This window comes from Streptomyces armeniacus, assembly GCF_003355155.1.
Classification (GTDB): Bacteria; Actinomycetota; Actinomycetes; order Streptomycetales; family Streptomycetaceae; genus Streptomyces; species Streptomyces armeniacus.
The window spans coordinates 1,173,927-1,186,987 of sequence record NZ_CP031320.1; the positions used below are offsets into that span (position 1 = coordinate 1,173,927).

Below are 13,061 nucleotides of genomic sequence, written 5' to 3' on the forward strand. Positions count from 1 at the left end.
TCGGTCTCTCGATGGGGTCTGCGACTACCAGCGGTAGTGCGCGAAGGCCTTGTTGGACTCGGCCATCTTGTGGGTGTCCTCACGCTTCTTCACGGAGGCGCCGAGACCGTTCGAAGCGTCCAGCAGCTCGTTCATAAGGCGTTCGGTCATGGTCTTCTCGCGGCGGGCGCGGGAGTAACCCACGAGCCAGCGCAGCGCCAGTGTGGAGGCGCGGCCCGGCTTGACCTCGATCGGAACCTGGTACGTCGCACCGCCGACGCGGCGGGACTTGACCTCGAGGGTCGGCTTGATGTTCTCGAGCGCGCGCTTCAGCGTGATGACCGGGTCGTTGCCGGTCTTCTCGCGCAGGCCCTCCATGGCGCCGTAGACGATGCGCTCGGCGGTGGAGCGCTTGCCGTTCAGCAGCACCTTGTTGATGAGGGACGTCACCAGAGGAGAGTTGTAGACCGGGTCGATGATGACCGGGCGCTTCGGGGCGGGGCCCTTACGAGGCATCTTTACTTCTCCTTCTTGGCGCCGTAGCGGCTGCGAGCCTGCTTGCGGTTCTTGACGCCCTGCGTGTCGAGGGAGCCGCGGATGATCTTGTATCGAACACCCGGCAGGTCCTTCACACGGCCACCACGCACGAGCACGATGGAGTGCTCCTGGAGGTTGTGGCCCTCACCCGGAATGTAAGCGGTGACCTCGATGCCGCTGGTGAGGCGCACACGTGCGACCTTACGCAGTGCCGAGTTCGGCTTCTTCGGGGTGGTCGTGAACACACGCGTGCAGACGCCGCGACGCTGAGGGGAACCCTCGAGTGCGGGCGTCTTGTTCTTCTCGACCTTGTCCTGCCGGCCCTTCCGGACCAGCTGCTGGATCGTTGGCACCGTTTCTCCGGTTTCTGTGTGCCGTCTCGGTAAAGCTAACCTGGGCCACGCCACCGACCCACGAGGTCGGGTGTGTCGAAGACTGCAGACCCCTGGGCGGAGGCAAGGAGCTTCCGGGAAGCATGCAGATTTCGGTGTCGCCATCTCCGCTTCCCGAGTGTCAGAACACTTGCGGGAGCGCAGGGGATACCCCAGGCACAAGGTCAGAGCGTACCCACAGCGTCGGCTCCGGTCAAAACAAATGCCCACGCGAAGGACACGCCGGGGCCAACACGACGCTGCGGCCACCGTACTGTGCTAGAGCGGCTCGCGAAAGACCACGCGCGGTACGGCCCCGCACCCGCTGACGTACCTGGTCAGCGGGGTGTACGGGACCGGGTCAGCTGGCGATCAGCACCAGCAGCAGGATGCCGAGCGCCAGCCAGCCCAGCGCCAGGCCCGCCACCGCGGAGCCGTCGCCTCGCTCTCCTGTGCGGCGGATCTCAGAACGCGCCTTGTGGCCGAGGATGATCGCCGGCAGGCCGCTGATGCCGAGGGTGATCGGGGTGACGAGGCCGCAGACGAGCGCGCCGATCGCGGCCGAGTTCGTGGGGCGGGCGGGCATGAGCGGCGGGTACACCGGTCCCGGGTACATCGGCGGCCCGTACTGCCCGCGGCCGTGGAACGCCGCCGGCAGCGCCGGCGTGGGTGCCGCTCCGCCCGGCCCGTGCGGCAGGTCGGCAGTCAGCTGCTGCAACTCCTCGATGGAGCGTGCCGCGACGGCGCGCCCGGTGCGCTGGTCGTGCTCCTCCTTGGTCAGCCGCCCTTCCGCGAAAGCGGCCCGCAGGACGTCGACCGCGCGCTCACGGTCCGAGTTACTGGCGAGCATGGCACCACCCCCGCATCCATGATGCACCCACAAGCCACGAAGGGCGGTCACTCCCCTGGGGAGTGACCGCCCTCTGTGGCAGAACTGAGACCTGGCTAAAGCCTCATCAGGCGTTGTACGGCCCGTAGTCGTAGTCCTCCAGCGGGACCGCCTGACCGGAGCCGGTGCCGAACGGCGAGTAGTCGATGTCGTCGTAGCCGACAGCCGAGTACATCGCCGCCTTCGCCTCCTCGGTCGGTTCGACCCGGATGTTGCGGTAGCGGGACAGACCCGTACCGGCCGGGATGAGCTTGCCGATGATGACGTTCTCCTTGAGGCCGATCAGGGAGTCCGACTTGGCGTTGATCGCCGCGTCGGTCAGCACCCGGGTCGTCTCCTGGAAGGACGCCGCCGACAGCCACGACTCGGTGGCCAGCGAAGCCTTGGTGATACCCATCAGCTGCGGACGGCCGGAGGCCGGGTGGCCGCCTTCCGTCACCACGCGACGGTTCTCGCCCTCGAACTTCGTACGCTCCACCAGCTCGCCCGGCAGCAGCTCCGCGTCGCCGGACTCGATGATCGTCACACGGCGCAGCATCTGCCGGATGATGATCTCGATGTGCTTGTCGTGGATCGACACGCCCTGCGAGTTGTAGACCTTCTGCACCTCGTTGACCAGGTGCACCTGGACCGCACGCTGGCCGAGGATGCGCAGCACGTCGTGCGGGTTGGTGGCACCGACGGTCAGCGGCTCGCCGACGTTGACGTGGTCGCCCTCGGACACCTTGAGACGGGCACGCTTGGACACGCCGTACGAGGTCTCCTCGGAGCCGTCGTCGGGAGTGACGACGATCTTCTTCGTCTTCTCGGTCTCCTCGATACGCACCCGGCCGGCCGACTCGGAGATCGGCGCGACGCCCTTGGGCGTACGGGCCTCGAAGAGCTCGACCACACGCGGCAGACCCTGGGTGATGTCGTCACCGGCCACACCACCGGTGTGGAAGGTACGCATCGTCAGCTGCGTGCCGGGCTCACCGATGGACTGGGCCGCGATGATGCCGACGGCCTCGCCGATGTCCACCAGCTTGCCGGTGGCCAGCGAACGCCCGTAGCACATCGCGCAGGTGCCGACGGTGGACTCGCAGGTGAGGATCGAACGGGTCTTGACCGTCTCCACACCGTGCCGCACCAGCTCGTCGATGAGCACGTCGCCCAGGTCCGTGTTGGCCGGGGCCAGCACCTTGCCGTCCACGACGATGTCCTCGGCGAGCGCCCGCGCGTACACGCTGGTCTCGACGTTCTCCGCCTTGCGCAGCACGCCGTCCGCGCCCTTGGCCGCGATCTCCAGCTTGAGGCCGCGGTCGGTGCCGCAGTCCTCCTCGCGGATGATCACGTCCTGCGAGACGTCCACCAGACGACGGGTCAGGTAACCCGAGTCGGCGGTACGCAGCGCGGTGTCCGCGAGGCCCTTACGGGCGCCGTGCGTGGAGATGAAGTACTCCAGCACGGTGAGGCCCTCGCGGAACGACGCCTTGATCGGCCGCGGGATGGTCTCGTTCTTCGCGTTGGACACCAGACCGCGCATGCCCGCGATCTGCCGCATCTGCATCATGTTTCCGCGCGCACCCGAGTCGACCATCATGAAGATCGGGTTCGTCTTCGGGAAGTTCTCGTTCATGGCCTCGGAGACCTCGTTGGTCGCCTTGGTCCAGATCGCGATCAGTTCCTGGGTGCGCTCGTCCTTGGTGATCAGGCCGCGCTCGTACTGCTTCTGGACCTTCTCGTCCTGAGCCTCGTACGACTCGATGATCGCCTGCTTGGCCTCGGGCACCACCACGTCGGAGATCGCGACGGTCACGCCGGAGCGGGTCGCCCAGTGGAAACCGGCGGCCTTCAGGTTGTCCAGCGCGGCCGCGACGACGACCTTGGGGTAGCGCTCGGCCAGGTCGTTGACGATCCCGGAGAGCTGCTTCTTGCCCACCGAGTTGTCGACGAACGGGTAGTCCTCGGGCAGCAGTTCGTTGAAGAGCGCGCGGCCCAGCGTCGTACGCAGCCGGAAGCTGTCCCCCGGCTGGTACTCGGGCTCGCCCTCCTCGCGCGCCGGCGGCGTCCAGCCGCGCGGCGGAACCGTGCCGACGGGGAAGCGGATGTCGATCTTCGCCTGGAGCGAGAGCTCCCCGGCGTCGAACGCCATGATCGCCTCGGCGACCGAGTTGAACGCCCGCCCGTCGCCGATCGTCTGGCGCTGCTCCTCGTCGGTGGTGAGGAAGAACAGCCCCAGCACCATGTCCTGGGTGGGCATGGTCACGGGACGGCCGTCGGCCGGCTTGAGGATGTTGTTCGAGGACAGCATCAGGATGCGGGCCTCGGCCTGCGCCTCCGCGGACAGCGGCAGGTGCACGGCCATCTGGTCACCGTCGAAGTCCGCGTTGAACGCGGTGCACACGAGCGGGTGGATCTGAATGGCCTTGCCCTCGACCAGCTGCGGCTCGAACGCCTGGATGCCGAGGCGGTGCAGTGTCGGTGCGCGGTTCAGCAGCACCGGGTGCTCGGCGATGACCTCTTCCAGCACGTCGTACACGACCGTACGGCCGCGCTCGACCATGCGCTTCGCAGACTTGATGTTCTGCGCGTGGTTCAGGTCCACCAGGCGCTTCATCACGAACGGCTTGAAGAGCTCCAGCGCCATCGCCTTCGGCAGACCGCACTGGTGCAGCTTGAGCTGCGGGCCGACGACGATCACGGAACGCGCGGAGTAGTCCACGCGCTTGCCGAGCAGGTTCTGCCGGAACCGGCCCTGCTTGCCCTTGAGCATGTCGGACAGCGACTTCAGCGGACGGTTGCCCGGCCCGGTGACCGGACGGCCGCGGCGGCCGTTGTCGAACAGCGCGTCGACGGCCTCCTGCAGCATCCGCTTCTCGTTGTTCACGATGATCTCGGGCGCACCGAGGTCGAGCAGCCGCTTGAGGCGGTTGTTCCTGTTGATCACGCGGCGGTACAGGTCGTTCAGGTCGGAGGTCGCGAAGCGGCCACCGTCCAGCTGCACCATCGGACGCAGGTCCGGCGGGATCACCGGCACGCAGTCCAGCACCATGCCCTTGGGGCTGTTGCTGGTCTGCAGGAACGCCGAGACGACCTTCAGCCGCTTCAGCGCACGGGTCTTCTTCTGGCCCTTGCCGGTACGGATGATCTCGCGGAGGCGCTCGGCCTCCTCCTCGAGGTCGAAGGTCTCCAGGCGCTTCTGCAGCGCGTTGGCACCCATCGAGCCGTCGAAGTACGTACCGAAGCGGTCGCGCAGCTCGCGGTAGAGCAGCTCGTCGCCCTCCAGGTCCTGGACCTTGAGGTTCTTGAAGCGGCTCCACACCTCGTCGAGACGGTCGATCTCGCGCTGGGCGCGGTCGCGCAGCTGCTTCATCTCGCGCTCGGCGCCCTCGCGCACCTTGCGGCGCACGTCCGCCTTCGCGCCCTCGGCCTCGAGCTCGGCCAGGTCGGCCTCCTGCTTCTTGGCCCGGGCCTCCAGGTCGGAGTCGCGGCGCTGCTCGATCTGCTGGCGCTCCACACCGATGTGCGCCTCCAGGGAGGGCAGGTCGCGGGTGCGGCGCTCCTCGTCGACGTACGTGATCATGTACGCCGCGAAGTAGATGACCTTCTCCAGGTCCTTCGGGGCCAGGTCCAGCAGGTAGCCGAGGCGGGACGGGACGCCCTTGAAGTACCAGATGTGGGTGACGGGCGCGGCCAGTTCGATGTGGCCCATCCGCTCACGGCGCACCTTGGCGCGGGTCACCTCGACGCCGCAGCGCTCACAGATGATGCCCTTGAAGCGGACGCGCTTGTACTTGCCGCAGTAGCACTCCCAGTCCCGGGTCGGACCGAAGATCTTCTCGCAGAAGAGCCCGTCCTTTTCCGGCTTGAGGGTGCGGTAGTTGATGGTCTCCGGCTTCTTGACCTCGCCGTGCGACCACTGACGGATGTCGTCAGCGGTGGCCAGGCCAATTCGCAGTTCGTCGAAGAAGTTGACGTCGAGCACTGTCGTCAATCCCTCTTTCAGGGTCGTGCCCCTCCGCGTCAGCGGAATATTCAGGCAGGTTCGTGGTCTGGGGGTCCTGGGACGACCGGGCTCTTCGGGAGAAGGGCCCGGTCAGACCCGTCAGACCTCTTCGACGCTGCTCGGCTCACGCCGGGACAGGTCGATACCGAGCTCCTCCGCAGCGCGGAAGACATCCTCATCGGTGTCTCGCATCTCGATGGACATGCCGTCCGAGGACAGCACCTCCACGTTCAGGCAGAGCGACTGCATCTCCTTGATGAGCACCTTGAAGGACTCGGGGATGCCCGGCTCGGGGATGTTCTCGCCCTTGACGATCGCCTCGTACACCTTCACGCGGCCTGTGACGTCGTCGGACTTGATGGTCAGCAGCTCCTGGAGGGCGTAGGCGGCGCCGTACGCCTCGAGCGCCCACACCTCCATCTCACCGAAGCGCTGGCCACCGAACTGGGCCTTACCACCCAGCGGCTGCTGGGTGATCATGCTGTACGGGCCGGTGGAGCGCGCGTGCAGCTTGTCGTCCACCAGGTGGTGCAGCTTGAGGATGTACATGTAGCCGACCGAGACCGGCTCCGGGAACGGCTCCCCGGAACGCCCGTCGAAGAGGTGCGCCTTGCCGGACGGCTGGACCAGCCGGTCGCCGTCCCGGTTCGGCACGGTCGACTCGAAGAGGCCGGCGATCTCGTCCTCGCGGGCACCGTCGAAGACCGGGGTCGCGACGTTCGTACCCGGCGCGACGTCGTCCGCGCCGATCGCCGCCAGCCGCTTCTTCCACTCCTCGTCGACGCCCTGGACCTGCCAGCCCTGGGAGGCGAGCCAGCCCAGGTGGATCTCCAGGACCTGGCCCGGGTTCATCCGGGAGGGGACGCCCAGCGGGTTGAGGATGATGTCGACCGGGGTGCCGTCCTCCAGGAACGGCATGTCCTCGACCGGCAGGATCTTCGAGATGACGCCCTTGTTGCCGTGCCGGCCGGCGAGCTTGTCGCCGTCGGTGATCTTGCGCTTCTGCGCGACGTAGACGCGGACCAGCTGGTTCACGCCCGGCGGCAGCTCGTCGCCCTCCTCGCGGTCGAAGACCCGTACGCCGATGACCTTGCCGGTCTCGCCGTGCGGCACCTTCAGCGAGGTGTCACGGACCTCACGGGCCTTCTCGCCGAAGATCGCGCGCAGCAGCCGCTCCTCCGGGGTCAGCTCGGTCTCGCCCTTCGGGGTGACCTTGCCGACCAGGATGTCGCCGGCCTCGACCTCGGCACCGATACGGATGATGCCGCGCTCGTCGAGGTCCGCGAGGACCTCCTCGGAGACGTTCGGGATGTCCCGGGTGATCTCCTCCGGACCGAGCTTGGTGTCACGGGCGTCGACCTCGTGCTCCTCGATGTGGATCGAGGAGAGGACGTCGTCCTGGACGAGGCGCTGCGACAGGATGATCGCGTCCTCGTAGTTGTGGCCTTCCCACGGCATGAACGCCACGAGCAGGTTCTTGCCGAGCGCCATCTCGCCGTCCTCGGTGGACGGGCCGTCGGCCAGCACCTGGTCGGTGATGACGCGGGAGCCCTCGTCCACGAGCACCTTCTGGTTGAAGGAGGTGCCCTGGTTGGAACGGGAGAACTTCGCGACCCGGTACGTGGTGTACGTGCCGTCGTCGTTCGCCACCGTGACGTAGTCGGCGGAGACCTCCTGGACGACACCGTCCTTCTCGGCCTTGATGACGTCGCCGGCGTCGACCGCACAGCGGTACTCCATACCGGTGCCGACCAGCGGCGACTCCGCCTTCAGCAGCGGCACCGCCTGCCGCATCATGTTGGAGCCCATGAGCGCGCGGTTGGCGTCGTCGTGCTCGAGGAACGGGATCATGGCGGTGGCGACCGACACCATCTGGCGCGGCGACACGTCCATGTAGTCCACGTCGTCGCCCGGGATCAGGTCGACCTCGCCGCCGCGGCGGCGGATCAGCACCCGCTCCTCGGCGAACCGCATGTCCTCGGTCAGCGGCGCGTTGGCCTGGGCGATGACGAAGCGGTCCTCCTCGTCAGCCGTGAGGTAGTGCACCTCGTCGGTGACGACGCCCTCGCGGACCACGCGGTACGGCGACTCGACGAAGCCGAACGCGTTCACGCGCCCGTACGACGCCAGCGAGCCGATCAGACCGATGTTCGGGCCCTCGGGGGTCTCGATCGGACACATGCGGCCGTAGTGCGAGGGGTGCACGTCACGGACCTCGAAGCCCGCCCGCTCACGGCTCAGACCGCCCGGGCCCAGCGCGTTGAGGCGGCGCTTGTGGGTGAGCCCCGACAGCGGGTTCGTCTGGTCCATGAACTGCGACAGCTGGCTGGTGCCGAAGAATTCCTTGATGGAGGCGACGACCGGCCGGATGTTGATCAGCGTCTGCGGCGTGATCGCCTCGACGTCCTGCGTCGTCATCCGCTCGCGGACGACGCGCTCCATCCGCGCCAGGCCCGTACGGACCTGGTTCTGGATGAGCTCGCCGACGTTCCGCAGGCGGCGGTTGCCGAAGTGGTCGATGTCGTCGGTCTCGACGACGAGCGAGACGCCCTCGGCCGAGGTCGTCTCGGTCTCGCCGGCGTGCAGCTTGACCAGGTACTTGATCGTCGCGATGACGTCGGCCGTGGTGAGCACGCCGGAGTCCAGCGGCTCGTCACCGCCGAGCTTCTTGTTGATCTTGTAACGGCCGACCTTGGCCAGGTCGTACCGCTTCGGGTTGAAGTAGAGGTTCTCCAGCAGCGTCTGCGCGGCCTCGCGGGTCGGGGGCTCGCCCGGACGCAGCTTGCGGTAGATGTCGAGCAGCGCGTCGTCCTGACCCTGGGTGTGGTCCTTCTCCAGGGTGGCGCGCATCGACTCGTACTGGCCGAACTCCTCGAGGATCTGCTCGGTCGTCCAGCCGAGCGCCTTGAGCAGGACGGTCACGGACTGCTTGCGCTTGCGGTCGATGCGGACACCGACCATGTCGCGCTTGTCGACCTCCATCTCGAGCCAGGCACCCCGGGACGGGATGATCTTGGCGGAGAAGACGTCCTTGTCGGAGGTCTTGTCGATGGAGCTGTCGAAGTAGGCACCCGGCGAGCGGACGAGCTGCGTGACGACGACACGCTCGGTGCCGTTGATCACGAAGGTGCCCTTGTCGGTCATGAGCGGGAAGTCGCCCATGAAGACCGTCTGGGACTTGATCTCACCGGTCTCGTTGTTCGTGAACTCGGCGGTGACGAAGAGCGGAGCCGCGTACGTGAAGTCGCGCTCCTTGCACTCGTCGATCGAGTTCTTCGGCGGCTCGAAACGGTGATCACGGAAGGTCAGGGACATCGACCCGGAGAAGTCCTCGATCGGAGAGATCTCCTCGAAGATCTCTTCCAGACCGGATTTCGTGGGGACGTCCTGACCACTGTCCAGCGCTGCCTCGACGCGACCCTTCCAGGCGTCGTTGCCGAGCAGCCAGTCAAAGCTCTCGGTCTGCAGCGCAAGGAGGTTCGGGACCCCGAGGGGTTCCCTGATCTTCGCAAAAGAGATACGCAGCGGGGCGGTGCTGGCGCCGTTGTTCGAATGAGTGGTCGAGGCGTTGCGCGAGGCGGCCAAGAGGGGGTCCTTCCGAGGGCTCGGACTCACTACGCGCATACCGGTGCCCCTGGCGACGGGCAGGGAGCAGCTAGCAGGCAGCGCAAAGGGTCAGTGTAGCCACACGGCACACTGATGTCCAGAGCGGTTTTCCGGAGACTGGCGCAGTGCCACTCTCCCCCTCTCGTTCTGCTGTCTTGTCGCAGGCCACACGTGCCGGGAATCGCACGTGCCGCGAGCGCATATCGATGCTTCCCGCTTCGTCCCCGATCCATGCCTCGGATCTGGATCGGTGTGACGACGCGTCCCGAGAATTGCGCGCTGCGTGCCATTCGTCAAGGCCCCCAGGACTGCGAAGATCACCATACCCGCCCATATCCCCAGGGCAAGGACGTCGCGTCGGCAACGCCGAAGGGCGATCACCCGCACGGGTGATCGCCCTCCGGTGAGGCAGTGCCGCGGAAGCCGTACGGGCCCCTCGTCACTTGACCTCAGTGCGTCACTTGACCTCGACGGAGGCGCCGGCGCCCTCGAGGGACTCCTTCGCCTTGTCGGCGGCGTCCTTGGCGACCTTCTCGAGGACCGGCTTCGGGGTGCCGTCCACGAGGTCCTTGGCCTCCTTCAGACCCAGCGAGGTCAGCTCGCGCACGACCTTGATGACCTGGATCTTCTTGTCGCCGGCGCCGGTGAGGATGACGTCGAACTCGTCCTGCTCGGGCTCGGCCTCGGCGGCGGCGCCGCCCTGGCCCGGAGCGGCGACGGCGACGGCGGCCGGAGCGGCGGCCTCGACGTCGAACTTCTCCTCGAACTTCTTCACGAACTCGGAGAGCTCGATGAGGGTCATCTCTTCGAACTGCGCGAGCAGGTCGTCCTGGCTGAGCTTCGCCATGGTGGCGGTCCTTCCACTAAATCGGCTGGTGCCGGATGTACATAACGGCGGCGGGCGTGGCCCGCTGCGACCGAGGAGTGCTGATGACGCGAGTGCGCGCGCCGACTACTCGGACTCGGCGGGAGCCGGCGTGCCGGCACCGCCCTGCTCGACCTTGTCGCGAAGCGCGTCCGCGGTGCGGACCATCTTCGTGAGCGGGGCCTGGAAGGTCGCCGCGGCCTTGGCCATGGACGCCTTCATGCCACCGGCCAGCTTGGCGAGCAGCACCTCGCGGGACTCGAGGTCCGCGAGCTTGTTGATGTCGGCGGCGGACATGGGGCTGCCGTCGACGATGCCGCCCTTGATGACCAGGGCGGGGTGGTTTTTGGCGAAGTCGCGGAGACCCTTCGCCGCCTCCACCGGGTCACCGGTGACGAAGGCGACGGCCGACGAGCCCTGGAAGAACTCGTCGAGCTCGTTGAACCCGGCCTCCTTGGCCGCGATCTTGGTCAGTGTGTTCTTCACCACTCGGTACTGAGCGTTCTCACCGAGCGAACGGCGCAGCTCCTTGAGCTGCGCCACGGTGAGACCGGTGTACGCGGTCACGACGGCAGCGCTGGAGTCGCGGAACTTGTTCGTCATCTCCTCGACGGCTGCGACCTTGTCGGGTGCGACCTGGTCCCTTGCCATGAGCCTCGGCCTCCTTCCGGGTGTTCAGGACCGCTCGGAAGGGGCTGGACAAACGTAACGCCCCGGCGCAGGCGCACGGGGCGACACTCGACCGGACACAATCGTCCGGGAGCTCATCCAGTCACCTACGCGGGCCGCCCGCAGCTAGCGGGTCCTTCGCCCGGCACGCCCCCTGCCGGGGCACACCGGTAACCAGCGGTCTTTGGCTTCTCCGTGAGCTTACGCGAGCCGCGCCGGGAGCGGCAAATCCGCCCTCTCCCGGCGCAGCCCGCCCGCACCCGGCAGAGCGGGCGCGTCGTGCCGTACGGGCCACCGTACGGGCCGCCGTACGGGCCTCAGCTGCCGTACGGGCCTCAGCTGAGCTCTTCGAAGCCCACGGTGTCGGAGGCCGGCGGGGCCTCGATGGTGACGTCCGTGCCGTAGTCCGAGTAGTAGACGACCGACTCGTAGTCGCCCTGGCCCTTGGTGTTCTCGGCCGTCTCGGACTTCTTCACCAGCAGGTCGTCGCCGTCGATCCAGAGGTCGATTTTCTCCGTCTCCAGGCCTGCCGTCTGAAGCTGCCGCTGCAGCTGTTGGAGCTCCGTCTGGCTCAGTTCCTTGGACTGCATGCGGGTCAGCTCGGAGACGTCCACAGTGCCGCTGTAGTGGGTCGTCTCGGTGCCCTTGACGGTCTCCGTGCCGACCTTCCGCACCTTGCCCGTGGCGAGCAGGAGCTCCACCGAGCGCGACGGGTTGTTGTTCTGCATCTGGTCCTTGATGAACGCGCCCGACGGACCCGCCCGTTCGGCGAGCTTGTCGTAGTCGTACGCGATCCAGTGCGCGCCGTTGCCTGCCGTCGAGGCGAATTCGTCGCCGACGTTCACGTACATCGCGTCGGCCGTGTAGCGGGCCGGTGTGGGCTTGTTGGCGATCGGCGAGTTCGCCACCGCGCCACCGCTCTGGGTGACGGTGAGATTGCCCGTGGTGCCCCCCTCGGACCAGTCCATCTCGCCTTCCATCGCCGTGGTCATCGTCCCCTGGGGGCTGCCCTGGGACGTGTTGCCCTCGACGTGGGCCGACTTCTGCCGCTCCGTGCTGTCCGAGGCCTTCTTCAGCGCCGCGAGCGGCGAGAAGCCGGTCGACGACTTCTCGGACGAGCGCTTGTCCTTCTTGCCTCCGCCACCACCGTCGCCGTCGTCGCTGCCGCACGCCGTGAGACCGGCCATCAGCACAACGCCTGCCGTCACCGCGGCTGTTCGCGTCCTGTGCACGGGACCCCCCTGGGTTTTAACTGCTCTTTATGTGCCGGGACGACTGTAGCCCGCGGTGAGGTTCCCCCCGCCCCCGGATTCCGTGGTCGGTCACGCACGAGGCCGGGCCCGCACTCGTCAGAGCGCGGGCCCGGCCTCGTTTGCCGTGCCGGTGGATCAGGCCGCGGCCGGGTCCTCCTCGACGAGGAGGTTCCGGGTGCGGTTGCCGTCCATCGGGATGCCGGGGCCCATCGTGGTGCTGATGGTGGCCTTCTTGACGTAACGGCCCTTGGCCGCCGACGGCTTGAGGCGGTGCACCTCTTCGATCGCCGCGGCGTAGTTCTCGACCAGCAGCCGCTCGTCGAACGACGTCTTGCCGATGATGAAGTGCAGGTTCGCGTGCTTGTCGACACGGAACTCGATCTTGCCGCCCTTGATGTCCGTGACGGCCTTGGTCACGTCGGGCGTGACCGTACCGGTCTTCGGGTTCGGCATCAGACCACGCGGACCGAGCACGCGGCCGAGGCGGCCGACCTTGCCCATCAGGTCCGGGGTGGCGACGACGGCGTCGAAGTCGAGACGGCCCTTGGAGACCTCGTCGATCAGTTCGTCGGAGCCGACGATGTCGGCGCCCGCGGCTTCCGCGGCCGCTGCACGGTCACCGGTCGCGAAGACCAGGACCCGGGCGGTCTTGCCGGTGCCGTGCGGGAGGTTCACGGTGCCGCGGACCATCTGGTCGGCCTTGCGCGGGTCGACGCCCAGCCGCAGGGCGACCTCGACGGTCGCGTCGAACTTGGCCGGTGAGGTCTCCTTGGCCAGCCGGACGGCCTCGAGCGGGGCGTACAGCTTCTCCCGGTCGACCTTGGCGTCCGCGCTGCGGAGGTTCTTGCTGCGCTTCACTGCTGCTCCTGTTGTTCGGAACGGAGTCGTGGTGCGGGCCAGCGCT

The 13,061-nt window shown here is 67.4% G+C and carries 9 protein-coding genes; all 9 read right to left on the reverse strand.

Features of this window, described 5'->3' with window-relative positions:
• Positions 1-24: 24 nt before the first annotated feature.
• Entirely contained in the window at positions 25-495 is a 471-nt protein-coding gene (rpsG, locus tag DVA86_RS05070) for a 30S ribosomal protein S7 (RefSeq protein WP_027749253.1), read from the reverse strand.
• A gap of 2 nt (positions 496-497) precedes the next feature.
• Positions 498-869 (reverse strand): 30S ribosomal protein S12, encoded by a 372-nt coding sequence (gene rpsL / locus DVA86_RS05075; protein WP_003948652.1) that lies wholly within the window; start codon positions 867-869, stop codon positions 498-500.
• 379 nt (positions 870-1,248) lie between these two features.
• The gene (locus DVA86_RS05080; protein ID WP_208876133.1) at positions 1,249-1,737 is read right to left on the reverse strand and encodes a DUF1707 and DUF4190 domain-containing protein; all 489 of its coding nucleotides are present in this window, start codon (positions 1,735-1,737) and stop codon (positions 1,249-1,251) included.
• Positions 1,738-1,843: 106 nt separating this feature from the next.
• Positions 1,844-5,743: a DNA-directed RNA polymerase subunit beta' gene (locus DVA86_RS05085; protein WP_208884401.1), complete on the reverse strand. Its 3,900-nt coding sequence runs from the start codon at positions 5,741-5,743 to the stop codon at positions 1,844-1,846.
• 120 nt (positions 5,744-5,863) lie between these two features.
• The gene (gene rpoB / locus DVA86_RS05090; RefSeq protein ID WP_208876134.1) at positions 5,864-9,349 is read right to left on the reverse strand and encodes a DNA-directed RNA polymerase subunit beta; all 3,486 of its coding nucleotides are present in this window, start codon (positions 9,347-9,349) and stop codon (positions 5,864-5,866) included.
• 478 nt (positions 9,350-9,827) lie between these two features.
• Positions 9,828-10,217, reverse strand: a complete 390-nt coding sequence (gene rplL, locus DVA86_RS05095) for a 50S ribosomal protein L7/L12 (RefSeq protein ID WP_208876136.1) — start codon at positions 10,215-10,217, stop codon at positions 9,828-9,830.
• 105 nt (positions 10,218-10,322) lie between these two features.
• The gene (gene rplJ, locus DVA86_RS05100; protein ID WP_208876138.1) at positions 10,323-10,886 is read right to left on the reverse strand and encodes a 50S ribosomal protein L10; all 564 of its coding nucleotides are present in this window, start codon (positions 10,884-10,886) and stop codon (positions 10,323-10,325) included.
• A 353-nt stretch (positions 10,887-11,239) separates the two neighbouring features.
• Positions 11,240-12,136, reverse strand: a complete 897-nt coding sequence (locus DVA86_RS05105; protein WP_484421912.1) for an SCO4651 family lipoprotein — start codon at positions 12,134-12,136, stop codon at positions 11,240-11,242.
• A 156-nt stretch (positions 12,137-12,292) separates the two neighbouring features.
• Positions 12,293-13,015: a 50S ribosomal protein L1 gene (rplA, locus tag DVA86_RS05110; RefSeq protein ID WP_208876140.1), complete on the reverse strand. Its 723-nt coding sequence runs from the start codon at positions 13,013-13,015 to the stop codon at positions 12,293-12,295.
• Between the last annotated feature and the right edge of the window lie 46 nt (positions 13,016-13,061).